Source organism: Streptomyces sp. NPDC050315 (genome assembly GCF_040655775.1).
GTDB lineage: Bacteria > Actinomycetota > Actinomycetes > Streptomycetales > Streptomycetaceae > Streptomyces.
This window is the reverse complement of sequence record NZ_JBFAKN010000011.1, coordinates 14,678-38,689: the sequence shown is the minus strand read 5'-3', so window position 1 is coordinate 38,689 and position 24,012 is coordinate 14,678. Positions and strand designations below refer to the sequence as shown.

The window sequence follows — 24,012 nt, the reverse complement described above, 5'->3', positions numbered from 1 at the left end:
GGGGACGGGAATTCCGCACGCTCCACTCCCCCGATGGAGGGTTTGATGACTCAACTGGCGGATCTCACAGCACTGCGGCTCTCGGCCGGTTACGCGGCCGGCGAGTTCTCTCCGGTCGAGGCGGTGCGGGCCGCGCTGGAACGGGCGGAGCGGGTGCAGCCGCACGTCAACGCCTTCACCCGGCTGGAGGCCGACGAGGCGCTGGCCGCCGCGAAGGAGTCCGAGGAACGCCTGCGCGCCGGCACCCCGGCCGGGCCGCTGGACGGCGTACCGGTCACCGTGAAGGACATCATCCTGATGCGCGGCGGCCCGACGCTGCGCGGCTCGCGGACCGTGCGCGCGAACCAGGCGTGGGACGAGGACGCGCCCTCGGTCGCCCGGCTGCGGGAGCAGGGCGCGGTCTTCATCGGGAAGACCACCACGCCCGAGTTCGCCTGGAAGGGCGTCACCGACAGCCCGCTCCACGGGATCACCGGCAATCCGTACGACCCGCAGCGCACCGCGGGCGGCTCCAGCGGGGGCGGCGCGGCGGCGGTGGCGCTGGGCGCCGGGCCGCTGAGCCTGGGGACGGACGGCGGCGGCTCGGTCCGCATCCCCGCCTCCTTCTGCGGCGTCTTCGCGCTGAAGCCGACGTACGGGCGGGTGCCGATGTATCCCTCCAGCCCGTTCGGGACGCTGGCCCACGTCGGGCCGATGACGAAGGATGCGGCGGACGCGGCGCTGCTGATGGACGCGATCTCCGGCCCGGACTGGCGGGACTGGTCGCAGCTCGGCCCGGTGTCCGGCTCGTTCGTGGAGCAGCTCTCGGGTCCGGTGGCCGGGCTGCGGGTGGCGTACAGCCCGACGCTCGGCTGGGACGTGCCCGTACGTCCCGAGGTCGCCGCGGCGGTCCGGCGGGCCGTGGACAAGCTGGCGGAGCTGGGCGCGCACGTGGAGGAGGTCGACCCGAAGATCGAGGACCCCGTGGAGGCGTTCCACACCCTGTGGTTCAGCGGGATCGCCCGGGTCGTGCAGCCGCTCGGGGAGGAGGCGCGCGAGCTGCTGGAGCCGGCGCTGCGCACGGTCTGCGAGCAGGGCGCGCGCTACAGCGCGCTGGACTATCTGGCGGCGATGGACGTACGGATGGCGCTCGGACGGCAGATGGGGCGGTTCCACGAGACGTACGACCTGCTCGTCACGCCGACCGAGCCGATCACGGCCTTCGAGGCGGGCGTGGAGGTGCCGAAGGGGTCGGGGCACGAGCGCTGGACCGGCTGGACGCCGTTCACGTACCCCTTCAACATGACGCAGCAGCCCGCCGCGTCGCTGCCGTGCGGCGTGGACGGCGACGGGCTGCCGATCGGGGTGCAGCTGGTCGGCGCGCGGCACGCGGACGCGCTGGTACTGCGCGCCGCGCACGCCCTGTACGGGACCGGGGTGGCGGACATCCCGGCCCCGGCGCTCATCGCCGCGCCCGACGGGAGCTGAGCACTACGCCCGGCGGAAGCTGAGCGTCTCGCCGATCGCGCCGGCCCGCCAGAGGTCCTGGCAGGCGTCGGCCATCCGGTCCAGGCCGTCCACGACGGAGCCCCAGACGATGCCCGGGACCCAGCCCGCGTCACCGTTGATCAGCAGGTTGTTGCGCTCGTAGAAGAGCGCGAGGTCGACGACGGTGGCGCGCTCGGCGTGCGCGGCCTTCGCGCCCTGCCGCTCGGCCGCCGCCTCGTATCCGTACGAGGAGGTGGCCAGCTGGGTGTCGGTGAAGGTGAAGTAGCACAGGTCGCCGGGGATAGGGGTGATCGTGGGGTTCTCCAGCGGCGGCTCCTCGGGGGCGAAGGGCGGCACCAGGGCGTAGATCTCGTTGCGGGCGTACTTGGCGTGGTAGACGTCGCCGCCGAGCGGGAGCGCGTCCCAGACGGCGGCGCAGGTGACGGGCGCGCGGTCGTCGAGCAGCTTGGCCGTGCAGCGCACGCCGCGCTTGTCCAGGGAGACCTCGATGAAGCGGTCGGCCATGATGACCCCTCTTGGTTGATTACCATGCTTACCGGTCATTGCCGGTCATTGGTGATGTATCACCCGGCACCCCGAGCGTAGGGCGTCCCCGGAGACTTCCCCGGGCGACGCGGGAGAAGTCATTTCCCTCCCGCCCCAACCGCCCCATACATAGCTGTTGTTACGCGTATGTCTCCCGCGCAACTCCGTGTACCTTCCCTTCGGTACCGGAAGCATCAAGGGCCGGAAACGATCGGCATAGGTACGCGGCCTTCGGGTAGTCGCGCGCCCATGGCTCCACCAATGGGGAACACCAAAGAAATCAGGCGAAGTTCCGGAAACGGCCTCCGACGCCGCACGCTGCTCGCGGGGGTGGCGGCGCTCGGCGCGGCGGGCGCGATGGGCGCGACGAGCGCCTGCAGCCGGGTCTCGACGGCCGACACCGGAGACGGCGGGCACCTGCTGGAGCAGCTGCGCGCCAAGGGCGCCGTACGGCTGGGCCTGGCGGGCGAGCAGCCGTACAGCTACATCGGGAAGGACGGGAAGATGACCGGCTCGGCGCCGGCCATCGCCGAGCGGATCTTCAAGCGGCTGGGCGTGCCGAGCGTCCAGCCGTTCGCCACGGAATTCGGCTCGCTGATCACCGGGCTGAATTCCCTCCAGTTCGATGTCGTGGCGGCCGGAATGTACATCAATCCGGAACGCTGCGAGCAGGTGATTTTCGCCGATCCCGAATACCAGATGCTCGATGCCTTCATCGTGCCGAAGGGGAATCCGAAGAACCTGCGCAACTACAAGGACATCGCCAGGACCGGCGCCCACATGGCCACCGGCGTCGGCTTCGCGGAGATCGATTACGCCAAGGAGGCCGGGGTCAAGCACATCACGACCCTGCCGGACGCGCTCGCCGGGCTGCTCGCGGTCGAGCAGGGCCGCATCGACGTGTTCGCCGGCACCGCGGTGACCGTGCGGAACGTCGTGCGCGAGACCGAGACGACGAAGGCGGAGGCCACCGGGGAAGTCACGCCGTACATGGACGGAAAGCCGGTCATCGACGTCGGCGGCTTCGCCTTCCGCAGCCCGGAGACGCATCTCCGGGACGCTTTCAACCGCGAGCTGCACAAGATGAAGAAGAGCGGCGAACTCCTGGACGTCATGCGGCCCTTCGGCTTCACGAAGGAGCAGATGACGACCATCACCGCTAAGGAGAAGTGCAAGCCATGAGCGAAATCAGCTGGGGTTTGTGGGAACTCCTCCTCTACGGCGTCTGGATCACCGTTCAGCTGACGGTCTTCAGCGCCGCACTCGCCGCCGTGGTCGCCTTCGTCATCGGGCTGGCCCGTACCCACCGGCTGTGGATCGTGCGCTTCCTCTCCGGCGCGTACTTCGAGGTCTTCCGCGGCACGTCCGCGCTGATCCTGATGTTCTGGATCTTCTTCGTCCTGCCGATCGGCTTCGGCTGGCAGCTGGTCCCCATGTGGGCCGCCACCCTCGCCCTCGGTCTGAGCTACGGCGCGTACGGCTCGGAGGTCGTCCGCGGCGCCGTGAACGCCGTCGCTCCCGCCCAGCGCGAGGCGGGCATCGCGCTCAGCTTCAGCCCCGCCCAGCAGCTGCGGAAGATCATCCTGCCGCAGGCCTGGCCGGAGATGGTCCCGCCGTTCAACAACCTGCTGATCGAGCTGCTCAAGGGCACGGCCCTGGTCTCGATCATGGGCGTGGCCGACATCGCCTTCGGCGCCTCGCTGGTCCGCAACGCCACCGGCCAGAGCGCCCCCGTCTACACGATCATCCTGGTCATGTACTTCATCCTCGCCTTCCTGCTGACGCGCGGGATGCGGGTCGTGGAGCGGCAGGCCAAGGCCGGGATCGGCCAGACCCCCACGAAGCGTGAGGGCCTGCGCAGCAAGCTGAGCGCCGGCCAGGTCGGCGACATCACGCGCTCCGGCGCGGCCCCGGCGGGAGGTGCCGGCCAGTGAACTGGAACTGGAACGCGGTCGGCGACTTCATGCCGATGTTCTTGCACGGCCTCCTGGTCACCCTGGAGGCCCTGGCGCTCGGCTCGCTGATCGCCTTCGTCCTCGGGCTGTTCTGGGCCATGGCGCAGCGCTCCGAGCACGCCGTGGTGCGCTGGCCGGTGGTGGGAGTCACCGAGTTCATCCGTAACACCCCTCTTCTCGTCCAGCTCTTCTTCCTCTACTACGTGCTGCCCGAGTGGGGGATCACGCTCTCGGCACTGACCACCGGCGTGATCGGCCTCGGCCTGCACTACTCGACGTACACCGCCGAGGTCTACCGCGCCGGCATCGACGGCGTCCCGGTGGGCCAGTGGGAGGCGGCGACCGCGCTCAGCCTGCCGCGCATGCGGACCTGGGGCGCGGTGATCCTGCCGCAGGCGATCCGCCGCGTCGTCCCGGCACTGGGCAACTACGTCGTCGCGATGCTGAAGGACACGCCGATGATCTTCGTGATCGGCGTGCTGGAGATGCTGGGCGAGGCCCGCCAGTTCTCCTCGCAGACCTTCCAGACCATCGAGCCCTACACGGTCGTCGGCCTCGCCTTCATCGTCATCGCCTACCCGGCTTCCCTTCTCCTGCGAGCCCTGGAGCGTCGTCTTGTCCGCTGACAGCAACACCTCGAAAGAAACGGCCAACCCGGCGGTGGACGGCAGCGAGCTGATCCGCTTCGACCACGTCACCAAGCGCTTCGGGACCAACACGGTCCTGGACTCGCTGGACTTCACGGTCTCCTCGGGCAAGCACGTCACCCTCATCGGCCCGTCCGGGTCCGGCAAGACCACGATCCTGCGGCTGCTGATGACGCTGCTGAAGCCGGACGAGGGCACGATCCGGGTGGGCGGGGAGTACCTCACCCACGAGAAGAAGGGCGACAAGCTCGTCCCGGCCGGCGAGAAGCACACCCGCGAGGTGCGCAAGAACATCGGCATGGTCTTCCAGCAGTTCAACCTCTTCCCCAACATGAAGGTGCTGCGCAACGTCACCGAGGCGCCGGTGCACGTGCTGGGCATGCCCAAGGAGGCGGCCGAGGAGCGCGCCCACGAACTGCTGGACCTGGTCGGCCTGACCGAGCACGTGGACAAGTACCCCACCCAGCTCTCCGGCGGCCAGCAGCAGCGGGTCGCCATCGCGCGCGCCCTGGCCATGCGGCCGCAGGTGCTGCTCCTGGACGAGGTCACCTCCGCGCTCGACCCGGAGCTGGTGGCCGGCGTCCTGGACGTACTGCGGGACATCGCGCACACGACCGACATCACCATGCTCTGCGTGACGCACGAGATGAACTTCGCGCGGGACATCTCCGATGACGTCCTGATGTTCGACTCGGGCCGGGTCATCGAATCCGGGCCGCCGGAGAAGATCTTCACGGAGCCGGAGCACGAGCGGACGCGGGAGTTCCTGAGCGCGGTGCTCTGACTCTCAACGGCCCTCGGCCCGCCGCCCTATACGTAGGGCGGCGGGCCGTTTTGCGCTCCGAAATCGTGCCTTTGGCATATGCCATGGTGGTGAATCGCTGAACAGGAGCGTGCTGAACGACGATTTTCACTCAAGCCCCCCTCCTGTAAGCCCGGTTGGCCGCTATCGTGGTACGAGCCCCGCCACCCGGTAAGGCCACGCGACGCATGGTGTCCGTGACGGTTGGCGACGGTGACGATGCAAACGGTCACAACCTGCTAGGGGGACACCGTGGCGCCGACGTACGAGCCCACCGCGCCTTACCACTCGGTGCGCTATGCACTCCGTGTGCTCGAAACGGTTTCCCGGCACCCCACCGGCACGACCGATGCGCAGATAGCGCGGGAGACCGGTCTGCCCGCCGCCCATCTCACGCACATGCTGGCGATGCTGCGCCGCGAGGGCTATCTCGACCAGCTCTCCGACGGCGCATACGTGGTCGGGGACTCCCTGTCGCTGCTCGGCGGCGGCGTCGACCGCGCCCAGGCGCTCAACGACAAGCTGCAGACCTCGCTCGACGAGCTGCGCGACTCCGTCGGCGCCGCGGTCTACATCAGCCGCTACATCGACGGCGAGGTGCGCATCCTGCACTACGCCGACGGCCCGCAGACCCCCAAGGTCAACGAATGGGCGGAGTTCCACCGCACGGCGCACGCGAGCGCGATGGGCAAGTGCCTGCTCGCCCAGCTCGACCACGACGGCCGGCGGGACCACCTCTCGCGGCACAAGACCGCCCGGCTCACCTCCCGGACGATCACCAACGAGAAGGTGCTCTTCCACAAGCTCGACAGCCAGCCGGCCTCCGTCCCCGTCCTGGACCTCCAGGAGTACGCCGTCGGCACGGTCTGCGCGGCCGTCCCGATCACCGCCGGCGCGACGGTGGGCTGCCTCGCACTGTCGATGCCGCTGGAGCACGCCCACCGGCTGCGCAAGGCGGCGGACACGCTGAACCGCAGGGCGGCTCCGGTCCTGCTGTCGCTGGCGCTCTGAGCGGAATCCGAGCGGAAGGGCCCCGGCGGTGTGGCCGGGGCCACATGGTCGGAAGCACCCCTGCGGACCAGGTAGTATTTACTTCGTCAGCAGGCGCCGCTAGCTCAGTTGGTTAGAGCAGCTGACTCTTAATCAGCGGGTCCGGGGTTCGAGTCCCTGGCGGCGCACAGACAGCGAAGGCCCTCACTCCGGTGAGGGCCTTCGTCATGCAGGGCCTTGGTCGTGCAGGGCCTTAGTCGTACGCGGCACCGCCCGCCGGTTACGACAGGTTCACGTCGGCGCAGGAGTAGAAGGCGTTGCCGGTGTCGGCGATGTTCCACACGCCGAGGATGAGATGGCGACCGGTGTGGCCGGTCGGAATGGTGCCCTGCTGGGACCAGACCTCCGGCGGCTGCTTGCCGCCCAGCGGCACGGTCATGAAGGGCTCCGATTCGAGTGCCGCCCGGGTGAGCGGCTTGCTCGGGTCCCAGCCCTGCTTGGTGATGTAGTACCGGAAGTCCGTCGTGGCGTGCCGCGCGGTCATCTTCCAGGTGAAGGTGAAGCCCTGGCCCGCCTTGAGGGCGGTGGCGGGCCAGTTGCCGCCGCGCGGGTCGTCGAGCGGGGCGAACGAGGAGTTGCCGGCGGAGCAGATCTTGCCGTCGGCGGGGCCCGCGGCCGGGAAGCCCTTCGGGCCCTCGACGCTCTGCGGCTCCCATTGGATGGCGCCGCAGTCCTTGACGGTGCCGGCGGCGCAGAGCGACTGCCGGCTCGGGGGCTGGGTGCCGTATCCATGGCTGGAGGCGCTGCCGGTGGCGAGCAGGGAGGCACCGGCTATACCGAGGGTGATCATGGCGACGCTGACCTTCTTGCGCATGCTTCGCTCCTGAACGTGGGGGAGGTTCCGTGAGAGCCGTGCATTGCGGTCTAGACCAAGTCGCAGCGTAATGACGGGCGTTGCACTTGTCCAGACCAATTGCCGACCGGTTGTCACCCGCTCCCCGCCGCCCGTTCAGGCCGGCGCAAGGTGCTCAGTTCCGCTCAGTTCAGTTCCGCTCAGCGAAGAGCCGCGCGAGGTGTGCGTCCAGGTCGAGGAAGCGGCCCTCCTCCCCCGGCGGCACCACCTCGGCCGTCGCCCGCACCCAGGCCGCCAGGTCCGTCGCCTCGGCCGTCAGCGCGCACGCGCTCCCGGCGGTCCGCAGCTCGATGTGGACCCGGCGGAGCCCGACCGCGTCCCGGAACGGCCGCATCCGTACGTCCCCCTCGCCCGCCGGGCCGCGCAGCCCGGCGAGCAGCAGCTCCCGCGAGAACACCCAGGTCGTGACCGTACGGCCCTGGCTGACGAAGGCCACCCGCACCTCGTACGGGCGGTCGCTGCGGTAGCCGAACCGGCCCGCCACCGGGACGACGGTGTCCGGGCCGAGCAGCAGCTGCAGTTCAAGGGTGCGCGTCGTGGCGGCCACCACGGCGCCTCACTCCTGCGCCGCCGCGCTGCCGCGGGCGGTGTAGAACGCCACGGTCAGGTCCTTGACCAGCGCCTTGCGTTCGTAGTCGTCCAACTCCACCAGCCCCCGGGTGGTGAGCCGCCGTACCGTGTCGTCCACCGCGTCCACCACCGAGGTCAGCACCGTGTTGCGGTGCCGGGCGTCGATCGCGGCGATCTGCCGGCGATGCATGGCGGCCGCCACCTCCGGCGCGTACTCGATGCGCGTGGGCTGCGCGGAGAACACCTCGATGCCCACCGGGCGGCAGTCGGCGGCGAGCTGCGCGGTCAGCGCGTCGCCCACCGCGTCGGCGTCCCGCAGGCTCGGGGACTCGTCGTGAAAGGCGTCGGCGGGCAGCCGGCCGAGCACCCGCGCGGTCCCCGCCTCGACCTGTTCGCGCAGGTAGGTGACGTGATCGTCGACCGCGAAGCGGGCCCGCGCGGCGTCCACGACCCGCCAGACCACCAGCACCACGGCCCGCAGCTGCACCCCGGCCGCGTCCACCGCCGGCATCGGTTCGCTGCGCCAGTGGCGCAGCCGCACGTCCACCCGGCGGCGGCGCAGCACCGGGTTGATCCACACCAGGCCGGTGCGCCGGACGGTGCCGCGGTAGCGCCCGAAGAGGCTGAGTACGCAGGCGCCGCCGACCCGGCCGCGGGTCAGCCCGCCGAGCGCGAAGAGCGTGGCCGCGCAGCCCAGTACGAGCAGCGCCAGGTCGCGCGGGGACAGCGGCGCGGCGGCCCGGGCGGGCAGCCGCAGCAGGCGTACGGCCTGGTCGGGCAGCATCCCGTGCCACCACAGCAGCGCCCCGCAGCACGCGGCGGCGAGCAGCCCGGCGCACAGCACGGGCGCGCCGGGGAGCGAGGGGCCGCGCCGCTCGGTGAGGTCCGGGTCCTCGTCGGGAACGCGCCGGCTGCCGGGCCGTACGGACGCGGGGCGGCCCGGGCCGGTCTCCCCGGTGGCGGCCGGGGAGGTCACCCGGCTGCCGGCGTCGACCACACCGAGGGCGTCGGTCAGTACCGCGCGCTCGGCGGTGTCGAGCAGCTCCTCGGCGGCCTCGATGCCGGCCGTCGGCGGCAGGTCCTGCGGCCCCGGGTCCGGCTGGGGCTCCGGCACCGGTTCGGGTTCGGGCTTCGGTACGGGCGCCGGGTCGGGCATCGGCTCGGAGCCCGTGGGCGCGGACCCCGGCGAGCCGGTGGGCGCGGACCCCGCCGAGCCCGTGGGCGGCGGCCCGGCCGGGACGCCGAATTCGTCCACGAAGGGGAGTCCCGTGTCCGGGTCCATCAAGGGGACCATTCGCGGCGCCGGTCCGTACCCCTGTGCCTCGGCGCCCGCCGGGAACACCGTCTCCGGCTGTCCGCTGTCCGTTCTGCCTGCCATGTAGTGCTCCGTCATAGGAAGAGTCGCCGCCAGGTCTCGGGGCCCGGACGGCCGTCCGCTTCGGCGCCGCGCCAGCCCTGCGCGCGCTGGAACGCCTCGACGTTCCTGCGGTCCGCCTCCGACCAGCGCGGTCCGGGGCCCGAGGTGTAGTACTTGCCGTAGCCCTTCTTCACGAGCTGCCGGCCGAGCCGGGTGATGTGGTCGCCGCTCTCCCCGGGCCGGAAGTGCCGGACGCCGGGGAAGCCGCCCGCCTTCTCGGCGGCCGCGTGGCCGCCGACGTTCCGGCCCTTGCCGCCGGTCAGGTACGCCCAGGTGTCCGGCCCGGGCAGGCCGTCGGCCTCCGCGCCGCGCCACCCCTGGGCGCGCTGGAAGGCCCGGGTGGCGTCGCGGTCGGCCGAGCTCCAGCGCGGCCCGGGCCCCGAGCGGTAGTACGCGCCGGCGCCGCGGGCCACCAGCAGCCGCCCGAGCTCGGTCACCCACCGGTTGTCGGCGCCGGGCCCGAAGTGCCCCAGGCCCGGGAAAGCGGACGAGAAGCCGTCCGGGAGCCCGCTCTCGGGAAGCCCGCTGTCCGGGAGACCGCCGTCAGGAGCCCCGTCGTCGATCAGGTTCCGGTAGCGATAGGGCACGTATTTGTCGGCGTTGCTCCAATACGCGTACGGGGTGACCTTCTTCCGGGCGTGTCGCGGCGCCAGTTCGTACGCGACGTACTTCTTCCGGGAGGCGTCCGCCCAGCCGCCGAAGACCGTCACGTGCGAGCCCGCCGACGGGTTCCCCGCGTTGTGGTAGAGCAGGATGTCGCCGGGCCGCAGTTCGTCCTTTGTTATCCGCACGGCGTACCGGCTGAGCGATCCGGTCCACTGGTTGCTGCCCAGCCCCCAGGCCATCGAGACGAAGCCCGAGCAGTCCTCGCGGTAGCCGTCGGACCAGTAGCCGTTCATGTTGTACGGCACCCGGGCCGCGATCCACGCCTTCGCCCGGGCGATGATCGCCGCGCGCGTGGTGGCGCGCGGCTCCTCGGCGGGGCGCGCGCGTCCACTGCCCGCGCTGCCGTACAAGCCGCTGACCTGGCCCTGCGTACCCGGCGTCGCATCCGGGGCCGGGGCCGGTCCCGTGCCCGCCGCCGCGCCGCCGGCCGGGCCCGCCGCGGGGCGGCCGCCCTCCGCCGTCGGGAGGGCACCGGCGGCCGGGGTGGCCAGGACCGTGCCGGCGGCGGCCGCCAGCACCAGCGCGCGGCGGGCGCCGTGCGCGGCGGGGTGGCCACCGTCCCGGAGCCGCGCCGCCTGCGCGAGGGCGCGCCGCTGCTGCGCGCAACCCGCGCAGGGGCAGTCGACCGCGGGCTCGAATTCGATGAACACCGGCACCGTCATTCCCGTTCCCCTTTCGGCCACTGTGTCCTCATTGGCCTCACACGGGCACAGCTTCTCAACTACCGGTACATATCGCATGCTGACGGGGCAACTGATGACCTTGCACACGGAACCCCTCTTCCCCGGAGCAAAACCGGCGAACCGTCGGGCGAAATTGCGTCAATCGGTCGCGGCGGGGAATGCGACACGCGGGAGAAAAGCCGGTCGACGCCCATACCGGCAGGAGTGTTACACCTCACACATTCGGCGGGTCGCCGGACGGCCTTCCGCGGTCCGGAGCACCCCTGGAGTTCGTGTAGAGTTTTCCAGGTCAGCGCGCGCCGCTAGCTCAGTTGGTTAGAGCAGCTGACTCTTAATCAGCGGGTCCGGGGTTCGAGTCCCTGGCGGCGCACGTAGGACCGAGGCCCCCTCGTCACGACGAGGGGGCCTCGGTCATTTTTTACGGCTTCCTTGCGCGGGACCGCGCGGAAGTGCTGGTCAAAACGGTGCGCCGGGGTGCAGAGTCACGGGATGGCGAGGGACATCCAGGAGCGCATCAAGAGGCTGATCATCGATGGGCGGCTGCCGTCCGGGGCGTCCCTGCCGACGGAGCCGGAGCTGATGGAGCTGCTCGGGGTCAGCCGGAACTCCGTACGTGAGGCGCTGAAGGCGTTGCAGGCGATGGGCATCGTGGAGATCCGGCACGGCTTCGGCACGTACGTCGGGCCGATGTCGATGGCCCCGATGATCGAGGGCCTGACCTTCCGCACGGTGGCCGGGCACTACCGGGGCGAGGACAGCCTGCTGCAGCTGCTGGAGCTGCGCGAGGCGGTGGAGACCGGACTGATCGCGCGGCTGGCGGGGCGGGTGCCCGCCGCCGACCTGGCCGAGCTGGACGCGATCGTGGCGCGGATGCGGACGGAGGCGGCGGCCGGCGGCGTCCGGGCCGAGACCGACCGGGCATTCCACGCCACACTCCATCGCGGGCTGGAGAACCTCCTGCTCAGCGAGGTACTGGAGGCGTTCTGGGACGCCTTCCACCGGGTGCGCACCGATCTCGTCGCGGCGCACACCGACCCGGAGACCACGGTGCGCCAGCACGAGGAGATCCTGGCGGCGGTGCGGGACGGCGACGGGCCCCGCGCGGAGCGGGCGGTCCGCGACCACTTCGACAACATCCGCGACAGGCTGCGCAGTTCCGGCGAGCGGTGACCGGCGCTTCACCTGAAGGAGAGGGCGCACGGACCGCCACGCACTACCCAGAGTCCGCCGATACGCCCACACCTCCCGTAAGCGCTCATTCCTCCCTTGCGATCATGAAGGCCGGTTAGGGACCCTGACGTGACGGATGGGTCGAACATGGCCTTGACGAGCACAAGGGGAGGAACGCCCGGTTGCGCCGGACGAGGGGTTGGGGACCTCTGGGCGCTGACATGCCGGCGGAGCACGACCGGGCAACCGGAACGCGGACGGCACGCGTCTGAGGACGTGGGCGGCCGAGACCACAGGGCCGAGCCGGTCGAGGGGGACCGAAGACTCGGGAAGCGAGCACACGGACACGCAGCCAGTACTGCGTGCGGGGGGATGGAGTCATGACGTCGACGCCTACTGGCGCCCGGCAGGAACACCAGTACGACCCGTCCGCGACGACGCGCTTACGCCTGCCCGGCCACCAGCGCCGGCGACCGGTGCCGAAGAAGCCGCTGCCGCGGTACGACTACGAGCATTACAGCCGGCTCGCCGGCCCGCTGACGCAGCCCGAGCCCGGCAAGCCGTACAAGGTCCGGTACCGCAGCCTGCTCGCCGACGAGCCGCACCGCTTGCGCGCGGCCCTGCTGCTCGGCGCGGCCCCGCTGGTCTCCCTCGGGCTCCTCGCCTGGCTGCTGCAGCCCGCCCACTGGACCCACCGGGACTATCCGCAGTTCGCCTTCCTCCCCGTCCTCGACGTCGTCATGCTCGTCTCGATCGGCCTGATCGAGTTCTTCCGCTGTCTGAACGTCCTCTCCAACGCGCACGCCACGCTCGTCGCCCGCGACCCCGTCCCGGTCGTCCCGGAGAACGGCACCCGCGTCGCCTTCCTCACCTCCTTCGTGCCCGGCAAGGAGCCGCTGGAGATGGTGACGAAGACTCTGGAGGCCGCCGTCCGGGTGCGGCACCGCGGCGTGGTGCACGTCTGGCTGCTGGACGAGGGCGACGACCCGGCCGTCAGAGAGGTCTGCGCGAGACTCGGGGTGCGCCACTTCACCCGGCACGGCATACCGGAGTGGAACCGCGCCAAGGGCCCGCACCGCGCGAGAACGAAGCACGGCAACTACAACGCCTGGCTGCAGGCCCACGGCGACGACTACGACTTCTTCGCCTCGGTCGACACCGACCACGTGCCGCTGCCCAACTACCTGGAGCGGATGCTCGGTTACTTCCGCGACGAGAACGTCGGCTTCGTCATCGGGCCGCAGGTCTACGGCAACTACGACACGTTCGTGACCAAGGCCGCCGAGTCGCAGCAGTTCCTCTTCCACGCGCTGATCCAGCGGGCCGGGAACCGCTATGGCGCGCCCATGTTCGTCGGCACCTCGAACGCGGTGCGCATCTCGGCCCTGAAGCAGATCGGCGGGCTGTACGACTCGATCACCGAGGACATGGCCACGGGCTTCGAGATGCACCGCCATCGCAACCCCGCGACGGGGAAGAAGTGGCGCTCGGTCTACACCCCCGACGTGCTCGCCGTAGGCGAGGGCCCGACCGCCTGGACGGACTTCTTCACCCAGCAGCTGCGCTGGTCGCGCGGTACGTACGAAACGCTGCTCAAGCAGTTCTGGAAGGCGCCCTTCACGCTGTCCCCGGGCCGCCTCTTCAACTACACCATGATGGTCATCTTCTACCCGATGTCCGCACTGAACTGGATACTCGCGGCCCTCAGCTGCGCGCTCTTCCTCGGCCTCGGCGCCTCCGGCGTCCAGATCGATCCGGCCGTGTGGATGATGCTGTACGGCAACGCCTCGGCGCTGCAGATCGGCCTGTACGTGTGGAACCGCCGGCACAATGTCTCCCCCCATGAGCCCGAGGGCTCCGGTGGCGTGGCCGGCATGCTGATGTCGGCCCTCTCCGCGCCGATCTACGCGCGCTCCCTCTTCGATGCGGCACTGCGCCGCAAGAGCAAGTTCGTGGTGACCCCGAAGGGCGACTCCTCCAGCCCCGACACCCTCTTCGGGACCTTCCGGGTGCACCTCTTCTTCCTCCTGGTCTTCGGCTCCTCGCTGATCGCCTCCTTCTTCTTCGGCCACGCCCACCCGGCGATGATCGTCTGGGCCGTGCTGGCCCTGCTGATCTGCTGCGTGCCGATCGCCCTCTGGCGCTGGTCGATGCGCCGGGAGGCGCGGCCCGCCGGGGACGCCGGGGCCCCTGGAGCAGCCGACGCCGGAGCCACCGTGGCCGGAGAGGTCGAGGCCGGGGCCGCCGAAGAGCAGATCGCGCAGACCGTGCAGATTCCCGTGGGGGGAAGCAACCGATGAAATACCGACCGAGCCGCCGCACCCGTCGTCTGGGGATAGGTGCGGTGGTGGTGATCGCGCTGGCCGGGATGAACGGCCCGGCCGTGTACGGCTTCGCCTCGGAGCAGTACCACGCGTACAAGATCAACCGGCCGGAGTACAAGCAGCGCAACGGCCACTGGGACGTGGTGGACGTCCCCGACAAGTACCGCATCAACACGATCCACGCGGCCCTGCTGCACACCGGCAAGGTCCTGCTGGTCGCCGGCTCCGGCAACAACGCGGCGAACTTCAAGGCCAAGTCCTTTCGCACGGTCCTGTGGGACCCGGCGAAGAACACCTTCAAGAACATCCCCACGCCCACCGACCTGTTCTGCTCCGGCCACACCCAGCTCCCGGACGGCAAGCTGCTGGTGGCCGGCGGTACGCAGCGCTACGAGACCCTCAAGGGCGATGTGAAGAAGGCCGGCGGCCTGATGATCATCTACAACGAGGACCCGGACGGTCCGAAGACCTTCCCCGCCGGCACGCTCTTCACCGGCAAGGAGAACGGCAAGACGTTCGTCTCCAAGGACCCGGTCGTGGTGCCGCGGGCGAAGAAGATCAAGGACAAGGCGACCGGGAAGGTGCGGGTCGAGCACAGCGAGGCCCGGGTCTACGTCGAGGCGCGCAGGAAGGGCCGCCAGTACGCCACGGGCGCCCAGGACAACTACCGCATCCACGGCCTGACCGGCGCGGACGCCCGGAACTTCTACGGCATCGCGCAGAAGCTGTCCTTCGACAAGAAGGACTTCCAGGGGATCAAGGACACCTTCGAGTTCGACCCGGTCGCCGAGCGGTATATCCGCGTCGACCCGATGAACGAGGCCCGCTGGTATCCGACGCTGACCTCCATGGAGGACGGCAAGGTCCTCTCGGTCTCCGGCCTCGACGAGATCGGCCAGGTCGTCCCCGGCAAGAACGAGCTCTACGACCCGAAGACCAAGAAGTGGACCTACCTGCCCAAGCAGCGGTTCTTCCCGACCTACCCGGCGCTCTTCCTCTCCGGCAAGGGCCAGGTCTTCTACACCGGCTCCAACGCCGGGTACGGCCCCGACAACAAGGGCCGCACGCCCGGCATCTGGGACCTGAAGAGCAACAAGTTCCAGGTGGTGCCCGGGATGAGCGATCCGGACATCCTGGAGACGTCCATGTCCGTGCTGCTGCCGCCCGCACAGGACGAGCGGTACATGGTCCTCGGCGGCGGCGGGGTCGGCGAGGACCCGCGCGCCACGGCCAGGACCCGGATCGTGGATCTGACCGACCCGAAGCCGCGCTTCCGCGACGGCCCCGACCTGTACGCGAAGACCCGGTACCCGAGCAGTGTGATCATGCCGGACGACACCGTGCTGACCACCAACGGCTCCGGCGACTACCGCGGCCGCAGCGACTCCAACATCCTGGCGGCCGAGCTGTACGACCCGGCGAAGAACACCTCCCGCCGCGTCGCCGACCCCCTGGTCGGCCGGAACTACCACTCCGGCGCGCTGCTGCTCCCCGACGGGCGGGTGATGACCTTCGGCTCGGACTCGCTCTTCGCCGACAAGGACAACACCAGGCCGGGCGTCTTCGAGCAGCAGATCGACCTCTACACCCCGCCGTACCTCTTCCAGGGCTCCCGCCCCGAGCTGACGGCCAAGGGCCCCACGACCGTGCAGCTGGGCGGCAGGGCGACGTTCGGGACGTCGCACAGCTCCTCCCTCAAGAAGCTGCGGCTGATCAGGCCCGGCTCGTTCACCCATGTCACCAACGTCGAACAGCGCTCCATCGCGCTGGACTTCACCACGAAGGACGACTCGGTGACCGTGACCCTGCCCAAGGACCCGGCCCTGGTCCCGCCGGGCTGGTACATGGTCATGGCCGTCGACGACGCGGGGACGCCGTCGAAGGCGGTGTGGGTGAAGGTGCCCGCGGCCGACCAGCCCTAGCGACGCGGACGAGTAAGGACGGAGGGGGCGCCCCTGCTCGGGGCGCCCCCTCACCGCGTCACGGCTCGCACCGCGTCACTGCTTGCTGTTGCGGGCCAGTTCCAGCGCGTACGACGGCCACCACTTGCCCGCCTGTGGGCCGCCCTTGCACGGGCCGTCCGACTCCCCCGGCCGCTTGATCCAGAGGTACGCGTCCACCAGCCCGTCGTCGGTCTTGACGGTCGGCGGCTCGCCCAGCGCCCGGCCCCGCGGGTTGCACCAGTTCTCCGGGTCGTCGCCGCCCGGCGCCGGACCGTTGCCGTTCCGGCTGGTGTCGATGACGAAGTGCTTGCCGCCCACCATCGCGGAGAGCCGCTTGCCGTACTTCTCGTTCTCCTCGGTGGTCTGGTAGTTGGAGATGTTCAGCGCGAAGCCGTCGGCCTGCTCGATGCCGGCCCGCTTCAGCGGCTCCACCATCCGCCCCGGGTCCTTGATCCAGTGCGGATTGCCCGCGTCGAGGTAGACCTTGGTGCGCGGCAGCGCCTTGAGCTTGCCGACGGCCTCGGTCAGCAGCGCGTACCGCTCCTCGTGGAACTCCTCCGGCGTGCACTTGTCCTCGATGTGCGGCAGCGCGTCCGGCTCCAGGATCACCGTCGTGGCACGGTCGCCGATGCCCTTGACCACGCCGTCCAGCCATGCGCGGTACGCGTTGCCGTCGGCGGCGCCGCCCTTCGAGTAACTGCCGCAGTCGCGGTGCGGGATGTTGTAGAGCACCAGCAGCGCGTCGCGGTCCGCCTTCGCGGCCGCTTCGGTGTAGCCGCGGGCCTCGCCCTGCGGGTCCTCTATGCCGATCCACTCCGCGACGGGCTGGGTCGCGATGCGGTCGATGAGCGCGGCGTCGTCCTGCTTGTCGCCCTTGCGGTACGCGGCCGCCTGCCGGGCCGCGTTGCCGTCGGGGTTGACCCAGTACGGCACCGTGGCCCTGGGCCGCTGCTGCGGCGGGCCGCCGCCCCGGTCCGGGCCGTCGGACGAGGAACATCCCGCGAGCGCGCCCGCCGCCAGCAGCAGCGCTGCCAGCGCCGGTACGGCAGCCCTTGATCGGCGGCGGTCAGCGCGCCGTCCACTCGAAGTCCCCCCGGACCCCGGTACTTCGCCGTACATCCACTCCCCCCTCGGAGCACGGAACTTGGCCGGTCGCAGCAATCCTGGCACACCCGTGTGCACCGGCGACGGCCCGTGGGCAACCTGTTACAGCCCGCTGCCAACGCCCTCTATGCGGGCGGCGCGCAGGCGTTCTAAAGTGTGGGTCTGGCCCTGGCCCCCGGCCTGGAACGCGCACTTCATGGCGCCTCCCGCCGACGGCAGGGCAACTCCCGCAGTCCTGAATCGCGGCGGTCGAGGACCGGTCGGCCGGCGGTTCAGGGGGGAGCGAGCCGCCGGCCAGGCCGGGCGATCGCCTGCCGTGTCCGTGCCGCACTCCGCTCACCTCCTCAGGGACCGCTGACCGCGCTCAAGTAGGCCGAGACGACGATCCGGTCGTCGCTGACGAGGCGCAGCTCGGCGCGGCCGCGCTCGTGTGCGCCGGTGATCCGCCCGGCGTCGAACCGCTTCGGCGCGTACGCCTGTACGTCCTCCACGGTGAACTCCGCGATGGAGCCGTCGGTCCGGGCCACCCGCACGGTCTCCCCGGCGCGGACCTCGCCCAGCCCGGCGAAGACGCCGCGCCCCGGGCCCGCCGCACCGTGCCCGGCCAGCACCGCCACGCCCGGCCGTCCCGGCTGCGGCCCGGCCGCGTCCCAGGCCACGGCGCCCGGCGTACGGGCCGGTGGCGCGAGGACGCCGCTTCGTACGTCGGCGGCGGCCGGCACCACGTCCGCGTGGGCCGTGCCCAGCGCGCCGATGCCGACCGCGGTGGGGCGAGCGGCCGGCAATGGGGCGTGTGCCCGCGGGAGTTCCTGGAGGAGGGGGCGGCCCACGGCGGCGACGTCGCCGGTGGTGGCGGCACCCGGCAGCTGCCCGTCGGCCGGGCCGCGGCCCCACACCCACAGCCCGAGGAGCAGCAGTGCCCACGCCACGCCGGCCAGCAGCCGGCCGTGGCCGCCCAGTACGGACAGGCCCTCATTCGGCATCACCGCCACCCCGCTTCCGCAGCACGTGCACGATGCGGCCGATCACGACGAGGGCCACGCCGCCGGCCACCACCAGCCCCGCCGACCGGCCCGAATTCATCCCGCCCACCGGCCGCCGTTCCTCGGTGACGGCGCGGTACTCGGCGGGCGGCGGCGTGGTGGCCCGCGCCGTCACCCCCGCGGTGGCGGCGACCGGCCCGGGCTGCCCGTCGAGCCGGACCGCCGGGTGCGCGGTGCCGGCGAGGACCACGCAGGCGGTGAAGGCCGTGCAGGTGCAGACGGTGAAACGCGGTGGACGCATGGTGAACCTCCGGTACTACGAAGGTCCGCCCCGCGGTCGCTGTCCGCATCCTGAGCGGGCCGTCGCTTGCGCCGCCGGGGTGACGGGAAGCTCTGCCGTCACCCCTGATGCACACGTACGGGAGTGCATAGCATGGCGCCCATGACAGAGCGCAAGCCGATCGAATCCTGGCTCACCGACATGGATGGCGTGCTGATGCACGAGGGCATCCCCGTCCCCGGAGCCGACGCCTTCATCAAGAAGCTGCGCGACGCCGGTCGCCCCTTCCTGGTGCTCACCAACAATTCGATCTACACGGCCCGGGACCTGCACGTCCGGCTGAGCCGGATCGGGCTGGAGGTGCCGGTCGAGAACATCTGGACCTCGGCGCTGGCCACCGCCAAGTTCCTGGACACCCAGCACCCCGGCGGCACCGCCTATGTGATCGGCGAGGCCGGGCTGACCACCGCTCTGCACGATGCCGGTTATGTTCTGTCCGACCATGACCCGGATTTCGTCATCCTGGGTGAGACCCGTACGTATTCGTTCGAGGCGCTGACCAAGGCGATCCGGTTGATCAATGACGGCGCGCGGTTCATCGCGACCAACCCGGACAACACCGGGCCCTCCCCCGAGGGTGCCTTGCCGGCCACCGGTTCGGTCGCCGCGCTGATCACGAAGGCGACCGGCAAGGACCCGTACTTCATCGGCAAGCCGAACCCCTTGATGATGCGTACGGCGCTGAACACCATCGGGGCGCACTCCGAGACCTCCGCCATGATCGGTGACCGGATGGACACCGATGTGCTGGCGGGGCTCGAAGCCGGCATGGAGACGTTCCTGGTGCTCACCGGGCTGACGGGCAAGGCCGACCTGGACCGCTACCCGTTCCGGCCGACCAGCGTCGTCGACTCGATCGCGGACCTGGTCGACCGCATCTGACCCGCCTGCCCTACGCGGTGAGCGGTCAGCTGCCGGTGGCCGACTTCCAGGCGTCGATGTAGGTGTCGAGGTTCTTGTCGATGTCCTGCCAGTCCGGCTCGAAGATCTCGACGCCCTTCATGATCTCTTCGAGCTCGGTGGCGTTCTCGTCGGTCGCCTTGATGTCCTTGCGGGAGGCGAAGCCGCCGCCCACCGAGGAGACCTCCTTCTGGACCTCCGGGCTCAGCAGGTAGTCCAGGAACTTCTTGCCGTTCTCGGAGTGCGGGGCGCCCTTCACCAGGCCGGCGGCGTACGGCAGCGCGAAGGTGGAGGGCTTGCCGCCCTTCTTGGCGGCCGGGAAGAAGATGCCCTGGTCCGGCATGGACTTCATGTTGGCGAAATTCATCTGGACGTCGCCGTTGGCGATCAGCAGCTCGCCCTTGGCGGTCTTGGGCGCGAGCTGGCCGGTGGAGGAGGACGGGCCGACGTTGTTGGCCTGGAGCTTCTTGAGGTAGTCCATGGCCCGGTCGGTGCCGCCGAGGTCGTGCATGGCCTTGATGAGGACCGCGGTGCCGTCCCCGGCGACGCCCGGCGTGGAGTACTGGAGCTTGTTCTTGTACTTGGGGTCCAGCAGGTCCTGCCAGCTCTCCGGGGGCGTCTTGACCTGCTTCTTGTTGTAGATGAAGCAGAAGTAGTTGTTGACGATCGAGGTCCACTTGCCGCCCGGGTCCCGGTCGGCGGCGGCGACCTGGTCGTACCCCTTGGGCTCGTACTTCTGGAGCAGGCCCTTGCCGTCGGCCTGCTGGATGAACGGCGGGAGGGTGACGACCACGTCGGCCTGGGTGTTCATCTTCTCGCGGGCGAGCCGCTGGACGGTCGCGCCGGAGCCGGCCTCCACGTAGTTGACCTTGATGCCGGTCTTCTTCTGGAAGTCCTTGAAGACCTTGTCGTAGAAACCGTCGCCCTTCTCGCCCTTGAGGCCGTCGGCGCTGTAGACGGTGACCTCCTTGGCGTTCGGGTCGGCCGCCGTGCCGCCGCAGGCGGTGAGGACGGATCCGAGGGCGAGGGCGGTACAGAGGGCGGTGATCGGCTTGAGGTGGCTGCGCATGGGTGTCCGACTCCTTGGAAAGCGCGGGTCAGCGGTACGAGGCTCTGGTACGGATGCGGGAGACGCCGAAGAGGACGAGCAGCGTCGCGGCCATCAGGGCCACCGCGAGGGCCGCGCCGCTGAAGAGGGCGCCCCGGTCGGTGGTGGCGAAGATCTGGACCGGCAGCGGCAGCCAGTTCGGCGGGTAGATCATCATCGTGGCGCTCAGCTCGCCCATGGAGAGCGCGAAGCACAGCCCGGTCGCTGCCGTCAGCGAGGGCAGCAGCAGGGGCAGCTTGACGCGCCACAGGACGTACGCCGGGCGGGCGCCGAGCGCCGCCGCGCTCTGTTCGTACGCCGGGTCCAGCCGGTCCAGTGCCGCGCTCACCGACTGGTGGGCGAACGCGGTGACCAGCACCGTATGGGCGATGATCACGATCTGCCGGGTGCCGTTGAGCAGCAGCGGCGGCTGCGAGAAGGCGACCAGCAGGGAGAGGCCGACGGCCACGGAGGGCACCGCGACCGGCAGCATGAAAAGGGTGTCGATGACCTTCTTGCCCCGGCCGCCGAGGCGCTGCGCGGCGAGCGCCGCCCAGGTACCGGCGGCCAGCGCCAGCAGGCTCGCGGCGAGCGCGGTCAGCAGGCTGGTGACCAGTGCGTTCAGCGAGTCGCCCTTGGTCATGTCCTGGTAGTGCGTCAGCGTCGGTCCGGAGGGCAGCGCGCCGCTCCAGGTGGTGGCGAAGGACGCGGCCAGGATGACGGCGAACGGCAGCGCGAAGAGGGGCAGGAAGAGGAGGAGAAAGCCGGTCCAGACGGTCCACCGGGCCTTCTTGCTATGCACGAGCACGGCGGGCACCTCCTTCGCGTCCGGTGCGCGCCACCAGCGCGCGGTAACCGGCGTACAGCGCCACGGACAGCGCGATGTTGACGACCGCGACGACGCACGCGCCGGTGTAGTCGCCGTCGAGGATGGCCTTGGTGTAGACGAGGACCGGCAGCGTGACCACGTCCTTGGCGCCGGTGAAGAGCACGATCCCGAACTCGTTCAGGCACATGACCAGGACGAGCGCGCCGCCCGCCGCGAGCGAGGGCAGCGCCTCGGGCAGGATCACCGTCCGTACGATCCGCCAGGGCCGGGCGCCGAGCGACGCGGCGGCCTCCAGCTGTCCGGTCTCCACCTGCGAGAACGCGGCGAGCAGCGGCCGCATCACGAACGGCGTGAAGTACGTGATCTCCGCCAGCAGCACGCCCCAGGGCGTCTGCAGGAAGTCGAACGGGCCGCTGCCCGCGCCGGTCGTCGAGGTCCACAGCCCGTTGGCCACGCCCGTCGTGCCGTAGACGAAGAGCAGCGCGAGGGTGATCAGGAAGGACGGGAAGGCCAGGAAGATGTCGATGAACCGGCCGAGCGCGCGGGCGCCGGGGAACGGCACGAAGGCGACGACCAGGGCGAGGGCGAAGCCGAGCACCAGACAGCCGGCGGTGGCCCCGCCCGCGATCAGCACGGTGTTGACCAGCGCGTCCTGAAACGACGCCTCGGCCAGCACCTCGCCGTACGCGGCCGTCGCGGCCCCGCCCTCGTCCGGTGTGAACGACTGCCGCACCAGCAGGAAGAGCGGATAGAGGAAGACCAGCGCGAGGGCGGCGACGGCCGGCAGGGCCCACAGGCCGCGCGGCAGGGCGCGGACCCGCGTCCGGGCCGGGGCGGCGAGGCGCGCCCGCTGGGTGAGGCTAGCCATCGGTACCCGCCCCCACCGGTATCAGGACCGCGTCCTCGGGTGCGAAGTGCAGCGTCACCTCGTCGCCCACGGCCGGGGTGTCGCGGAGCTCGCGCACATCGGCCATCAGGCGGTGGCCCGCCACCTCGACGTACAGCCGGTGCGTGGCACCGCGCCACTGGAGCTCGGCGAGCCGGCCGCGCAGCGCGTTGGGCCCCGCGCCGAGGCCGACCAGGTGCGGCCGTACGCAGAGGGTGGCCTCCGCGCCGGGCACCGCGCCCTCCGTACCGCGCACCGTCAGCTCGGTACCGGCGAAGGTCACGGTCCCGTCCCCCGCACCGGCCGTCACCGGCAGCAGGTTGGCGTTGCCGACGAACGAGGCGGTGAACTCGGTGCGCGGCGCCCGGTACAGCTCGCGCGGCGTACCGACGTCCTGCAGCCGCGCCCGGTCCATGACCGCGATGCGGTCGGCGAGGGTGAGCGCCTCGACCTGGTCGTGGGTGACGTACAGGATCGACACGTCGGGCAGTTCACGGTGGAGCCGCGCCAGCTCGGCGAGCATCCCGGAGCGCAGCTGGGCGTCCAGCGCGGACAGCGGCTCGTCCAGCAGGAGCACGCCGGGCCGGATGGCGAGCGCGCGGGCGATGGCGACGCGCTGCTGCTGGCCGCCGGAGAGCTCGCGCGGGTAGCGCCGGGCGTACCCGGCCATGCCGGTGAGCTCCAGCGCCTCGGTGACCCGGTCGGCGATCTCGCCGCGCGGCACCTTCTGGGCCTTCAGTCCGAAGGCGACGTTGTCGGCGACGCGCATGTGCGGGAAGAGCGCGTAGCTCTGTACGACCATGCCGATGCCGCGCTTGTAGGGCGGGAGTCCGGTGACGTCCCGGCCGCCGATCAGCACCCGCCCGGAGGCCGGTGTCACGAACCCGGCGACGGCCCGCAGCGCGGTGGTCTTGCCGGACCCGGAGGGCCCGAGCAGGGCCATCACCTCGCCCGGCTCGACGGTCAGGTCGAGCCCGTCCAGCACGGTGTGCGTGCCGTAGGCGACGGAGACGTTCTCGAAGCGGATGCCGGAGGCGGTCCGCTCGGCGACGGGGGCCACGGCCGTGTCAGGCAGGGCGGTCATCGCGTACCACTCCCAGCAGCGCGGGCAGTTCGGCGACCGAACCGAGGACATGCGTGGCGCCGGCCGCGGTCAGCTGATCCTTGTCGTGCGCACCGGTCAGCACACCCGCCACGACCGAGGCACCGGCCCGGCGGCCGGACAGCATGTCGTACGAGGTGTCGCCGGCGACCGCGATCTTCTGTACGGAGTCGGTGGCGCCGGTGCGCAGCAGCGCGGCGAGCACCATGTCGGGGTAGGGGCGCCCGCGGCCGCCCGCGTCGGCCGGGCAGAGGGTGAGCGGGACGAGGTCCTGCCAGCCGAGCGCGGCGAGGATCGCGTCCTGGGTGACCCGCGCGAAGCCCGTACTCAGGACGACCGTGCGGCCCGCGGCCTGCAGCGCCTCGATCGCCTCGCGGGCGCCGGGCACGGGCGCGATCAGCCCGCCGTCGACCAGCTCGCCGTACGCCTCCTCGAAGCGGGCGTTGGCGACCCGGGCCTTGTCCTCGTCACCGAAGAGATGCCGGAAGACGGAGATCTTCGACTCGCCCATGGTGGCCCGCACGTAGGCGAGCTTCTCGGCGTGGTCGGGCGTGCCCGGCTCGACACCGAGGTGCCGCGCCGCGGCATCAAATGCCTGCTCGACCAGCCCACCATCGGCAACGGTGGTCCCTGCCATGTCGAGCACAACCAGCTCAATGCTGTTGTTATCCGTGGCGTTCGTGATCGT

At 70.8% G+C, this 24,012-nt stretch carries 23 protein-coding genes and 2 tRNA genes; 12 read left to right on the top strand and 13 right to left on the bottom strand.

All coding sequences use genetic code 11. The features are described from left to right. The first annotated feature begins 45 nt into the window (after positions 1-45). Entirely contained in the window at positions 46-1,467 is a 1,422-nt protein-coding gene (locus tag AB0I82_RS32505) for an amidase (RefSeq protein ID WP_363261046.1), read from the top strand. Positions 1,468-1,470: 3 nt separating this feature from the next. Here the strand turns inward: AB0I82_RS32505 and AB0I82_RS32500 are convergent, their stop codons facing one another. Continuing rightward, positions 1,471-1,992 carry a DUF3830 family protein gene (locus AB0I82_RS32500; protein WP_363261045.1) on the bottom strand — a complete coding sequence of 174 codons (522 nt, stop codon included), beginning with the start codon at positions 1,990-1,992 and terminating at the stop codon, positions 1,471-1,473. Positions 1,993-2,274: 282 nt separating this feature from the next. Here AB0I82_RS32500 and ehuB point away from each other — a divergent pair, with 282 nt between their 5' ends. The 6 genes from ehuB (at position 2,275) to AB0I82_RS32470 (ending at position 6,595) form a co-directional block, all read left to right on the top strand. After that, positions 2,275-3,195: an ectoine/hydroxyectoine ABC transporter substrate-binding protein EhuB gene (gene ehuB, locus AB0I82_RS32495; protein WP_363261044.1), complete on the top strand. Its 921-nt coding sequence runs from the start codon at positions 2,275-2,277 to the stop codon at positions 3,193-3,195. Beyond that, on the top strand, positions 3,192-3,947 hold the full coding sequence (ehuC, locus tag AB0I82_RS32490; protein ID WP_363261043.1) for an ectoine/hydroxyectoine ABC transporter permease subunit EhuC: 756 nt from the start codon (positions 3,192-3,194) through the stop codon (positions 3,945-3,947). The genes ehuB and ehuC overlap by 4 nt, the downstream gene beginning before the upstream one ends. Then, positions 3,944-4,594 carry an ectoine/hydroxyectoine ABC transporter permease subunit EhuD gene (ehuD, locus tag AB0I82_RS32485; RefSeq protein ID WP_363261042.1) on the top strand — a complete coding sequence of 217 codons (651 nt, stop codon included), beginning with the start codon at positions 3,944-3,946 and terminating at the stop codon, positions 4,592-4,594. The genes ehuC and ehuD overlap by 4 nt, the downstream gene beginning before the upstream one ends. Further along, on the top strand, positions 4,584-5,399 hold the full coding sequence (gene ehuA / locus AB0I82_RS32480; RefSeq protein ID WP_363261041.1) for an ectoine/hydroxyectoine ABC transporter ATP-binding protein EhuA: 816 nt from the start codon (positions 4,584-4,586) through the stop codon (positions 5,397-5,399). The genes ehuD and ehuA overlap by 11 nt, the downstream gene beginning before the upstream one ends. Before the next feature lie 270 nt (positions 5,400-5,669). Continuing rightward, complete coding sequence (locus AB0I82_RS32475) at positions 5,670-6,428, top strand: IclR family transcriptional regulator C-terminal domain-containing protein (protein WP_030250116.1); 759 nt, start codon at positions 5,670-5,672, stop codon at positions 6,426-6,428. Positions 6,429-6,521: 93 nt separating this feature from the next. Continuing rightward, positions 6,522-6,595 (top strand) — tRNA-Lys (locus tag AB0I82_RS32470). 92 nt (positions 6,596-6,687) lie between these two features. On the opposite strand, the gene AB0I82_RS32465 is transcribed toward AB0I82_RS32470, so the two are convergent. The 4 genes from AB0I82_RS32465 to AB0I82_RS32450 all read right to left on the bottom strand — a co-directional run bounded on the left by AB0I82_RS32465 (position 6,688) and on the right by AB0I82_RS32450 (position 10,635). Further along, positions 6,688-7,281 (bottom strand): lytic polysaccharide monooxygenase, encoded by a 594-nt coding sequence (locus tag AB0I82_RS32465; protein ID WP_363261039.1) that lies wholly within the window; start codon positions 7,279-7,281, stop codon positions 6,688-6,690. Between the two features lie 169 nt (positions 7,282-7,450). Then, complete coding sequence (locus AB0I82_RS32460) at positions 7,451-7,867, bottom strand: SsgA family sporulation/cell division regulator (RefSeq protein ID WP_363261038.1); 417 nt, start codon at positions 7,865-7,867, stop codon at positions 7,451-7,453. Between the two features lie 9 nt (positions 7,868-7,876). Then, complete coding sequence (locus AB0I82_RS32455) at positions 7,877-9,268, bottom strand: SPFH domain-containing protein (protein WP_363261037.1); 1,392 nt, start codon at positions 9,266-9,268, stop codon at positions 7,877-7,879. A gap of 11 nt (positions 9,269-9,279) precedes the next feature. Beyond that, positions 9,280-10,635, bottom strand: coding sequence for a peptidoglycan-binding protein (locus AB0I82_RS32450; protein ID WP_363261035.1), 1,356 nt, complete (start codon positions 10,633-10,635; stop codon positions 9,280-9,282). Between the two features lie 317 nt (positions 10,636-10,952). Here AB0I82_RS32450 and AB0I82_RS32445 point away from each other — a divergent pair. The 4 genes from AB0I82_RS32445 to AB0I82_RS32430 all read left to right on the top strand — a co-directional run bounded on the left by AB0I82_RS32445 (position 10,953) and on the right by AB0I82_RS32430 (position 16,072). Beyond that, positions 10,953-11,026, top strand: a tRNA-Lys gene (locus AB0I82_RS32445). A gap of 119 nt (positions 11,027-11,145) precedes the next feature. Next, complete coding sequence (locus AB0I82_RS32440; protein ID WP_363261034.1) at positions 11,146-11,826, top strand: FadR/GntR family transcriptional regulator; 681 nt, start codon at positions 11,146-11,148, stop codon at positions 11,824-11,826. A 380-nt stretch (positions 11,827-12,206) separates the two neighbouring features. Then, positions 12,207-14,126, top strand: coding sequence for a cellulose synthase catalytic subunit (locus AB0I82_RS32435; RefSeq protein WP_363261033.1), 1,920 nt, complete (start codon positions 12,207-12,209; stop codon positions 14,124-14,126). Further along, complete coding sequence (locus AB0I82_RS32430) at positions 14,123-16,072, top strand: kelch motif-containing protein (RefSeq protein ID WP_363261032.1); 1,950 nt, start codon at positions 14,123-14,125, stop codon at positions 16,070-16,072. The genes AB0I82_RS32435 and AB0I82_RS32430 overlap by 4 nt, the downstream gene beginning before the upstream one ends. A gap of 75 nt (positions 16,073-16,147) precedes the next feature. Here AB0I82_RS32430 and AB0I82_RS32425 read toward each other — a convergent pair whose 3' ends face one another. The 3 genes from AB0I82_RS32425 to AB0I82_RS32415 all read right to left on the bottom strand — a co-directional run bounded on the left by AB0I82_RS32425 (position 16,148) and on the right by AB0I82_RS32415 (position 18,481). After that, complete coding sequence (locus AB0I82_RS32425; protein WP_363261031.1) at positions 16,148-17,212, bottom strand: glycoside hydrolase family 6 protein; 1,065 nt, start codon at positions 17,210-17,212, stop codon at positions 16,148-16,150. Positions 17,213-17,541: 329 nt separating this feature from the next. Further along, positions 17,542-18,180, bottom strand: coding sequence for a sortase (locus tag AB0I82_RS32420; RefSeq protein WP_363261030.1), 639 nt, complete (start codon positions 18,178-18,180; stop codon positions 17,542-17,544). Then, positions 18,170-18,481, bottom strand: a complete 312-nt coding sequence (locus AB0I82_RS32415) for a hypothetical protein (RefSeq protein WP_363261029.1) — start codon at positions 18,479-18,481, stop codon at positions 18,170-18,172. The genes AB0I82_RS32420 and AB0I82_RS32415 overlap by 11 nt, the downstream gene beginning before the upstream one ends. Before the next feature lie 141 nt (positions 18,482-18,622). Between AB0I82_RS32415 and AB0I82_RS32410 the strand changes: the two genes are divergently transcribed. Then, a complete protein-coding gene (locus tag AB0I82_RS32410) occupies positions 18,623-19,402 on the top strand; it encodes an HAD-IIA family hydrolase (RefSeq protein WP_363261028.1) in 780 nt (259 codons plus the stop codon). A 25-nt stretch (positions 19,403-19,427) separates the two neighbouring features. Here AB0I82_RS32410 and AB0I82_RS32405 read toward each other — a convergent pair whose 3' ends face one another. The 5 genes from AB0I82_RS32405 to AB0I82_RS32385 are packed head-to-tail and all read right to left on the bottom strand — an operon-like array spanning position 19,428 to position 24,009. Then, positions 19,428-20,489 carry a 2-aminoethylphosphonate ABC transporter substrate-binding protein gene (locus AB0I82_RS32405; protein ID WP_363261027.1) on the bottom strand — a complete coding sequence of 354 codons (1,062 nt, stop codon included), beginning with the start codon at positions 20,487-20,489 and terminating at the stop codon, positions 19,428-19,430. A 28-nt stretch (positions 20,490-20,517) separates the two neighbouring features. Then, the gene (locus tag AB0I82_RS32400; protein WP_363261026.1) at positions 20,518-21,315 is read right to left on the bottom strand and encodes an ABC transporter permease subunit; all 798 of its coding nucleotides are present in this window, start codon (positions 21,313-21,315) and stop codon (positions 20,518-20,520) included. After that, positions 21,302-22,204, bottom strand: a complete 903-nt coding sequence (locus tag AB0I82_RS32395) for a 2-aminoethylphosphonate ABC transporter permease subunit (RefSeq protein WP_363261025.1) — start codon at positions 22,202-22,204, stop codon at positions 21,302-21,304. Before AB0I82_RS32395 ends, AB0I82_RS32400 begins: the two co-directional genes overlap by 14 nt. Then, positions 22,197-23,306 carry an ABC transporter ATP-binding protein gene (locus AB0I82_RS32390; RefSeq protein ID WP_363261024.1) on the bottom strand — a complete coding sequence of 370 codons (1,110 nt, stop codon included), beginning with the start codon at positions 23,304-23,306 and terminating at the stop codon, positions 22,197-22,199. The genes AB0I82_RS32395 and AB0I82_RS32390 overlap by 8 nt, the downstream gene beginning before the upstream one ends. Next, a complete protein-coding gene (locus tag AB0I82_RS32385) occupies positions 23,290-24,009 on the bottom strand; it encodes a phosphonatase-like hydrolase (protein WP_363261163.1) in 720 nt (239 codons plus the stop codon). The genes AB0I82_RS32390 and AB0I82_RS32385 overlap by 17 nt, the downstream gene beginning before the upstream one ends. Positions 24,010-24,012: the final 3 nt, after the last annotated feature.

Bases quoted from the DNA above. Each gene is read 5' to 3' on its own strand.
- AB0I82_RS32505 (WP_363261046.1), top strand. From the start codon at position 46: ATGACTCAACTGGCGGATCTCACAGCACTGCGGCTCTCGGCCGGTTAC.
- AB0I82_RS32500 (WP_363261045.1), bottom strand. From the start codon at position 1,992: ATGGCCGACCGCTTCATCGAGGTCTCCCTGGACAAGCGCGGCGTGCGC.
- ehuB (WP_363261044.1), top strand. From the start codon at position 2,275: ATGGGGAACACCAAAGAAATCAGGCGAAGTTCCGGAAACGGCCTCCGA.
- ehuC (WP_363261043.1), top strand. From the start codon at position 3,192: ATGAGCGAAATCAGCTGGGGTTTGTGGGAACTCCTCCTCTACGGCGTC.
- AB0I82_RS32465 (WP_363261039.1), bottom strand. From the start codon at position 7,281: ATGCGCAAGAAGGTCAGCGTCGCCATGATCACCCTCGGTATAGCCGGT.
- AB0I82_RS32455 (WP_363261037.1), bottom strand. From the start codon at position 9,268: ATGGCAGGCAGAACGGACAGCGGACAGCCGGAGACGGTGTTCCCGGCG.
- AB0I82_RS32450 (WP_363261035.1), bottom strand. From the start codon at position 10,635: ATGACGGTGCCGGTGTTCATCGAATTCGAGCCCGCGGTCGACTGCCCC.
- AB0I82_RS32440 (WP_363261034.1), top strand. From the start codon at position 11,146: ATGGCGAGGGACATCCAGGAGCGCATCAAGAGGCTGATCATCGATGGG.
- AB0I82_RS32435 (WP_363261033.1), top strand. From the start codon at position 12,207: ATGACGTCGACGCCTACTGGCGCCCGGCAGGAACACCAGTACGACCCG.
- AB0I82_RS32430 (WP_363261032.1), top strand. From the start codon at position 14,123: ATGAAATACCGACCGAGCCGCCGCACCCGTCGTCTGGGGATAGGTGCG.
- AB0I82_RS32425 (WP_363261031.1), bottom strand. From the start codon at position 17,212: ATGTACGGCGAAGTACCGGGGTCCGGGGGGACTTCGAGTGGACGGCGC.
- AB0I82_RS32420 (WP_363261030.1), bottom strand. From the start codon at position 18,180: ATGCCGAATGAGGGCCTGTCCGTACTGGGCGGCCACGGCCGGCTGCTG.
- AB0I82_RS32415 (WP_363261029.1), bottom strand. From the start codon at position 18,481: ATGCGTCCACCGCGTTTCACCGTCTGCACCTGCACGGCCTTCACCGCC.
- AB0I82_RS32410 (WP_363261028.1), top strand. From the start codon at position 18,623: ATGACAGAGCGCAAGCCGATCGAATCCTGGCTCACCGACATGGATGGC.
- AB0I82_RS32405 (WP_363261027.1), bottom strand. From the start codon at position 20,489: ATGCGCAGCCACCTCAAGCCGATCACCGCCCTCTGTACCGCCCTCGCC.
- AB0I82_RS32395 (WP_363261025.1), bottom strand. From the start codon at position 22,204: ATGGCTAGCCTCACCCAGCGGGCGCGCCTCGCCGCCCCGGCCCGGACG.
- AB0I82_RS32390 (WP_363261024.1), bottom strand. From the start codon at position 23,306: ATGACCGCCCTGCCTGACACGGCCGTGGCCCCCGTCGCCGAGCGGACC.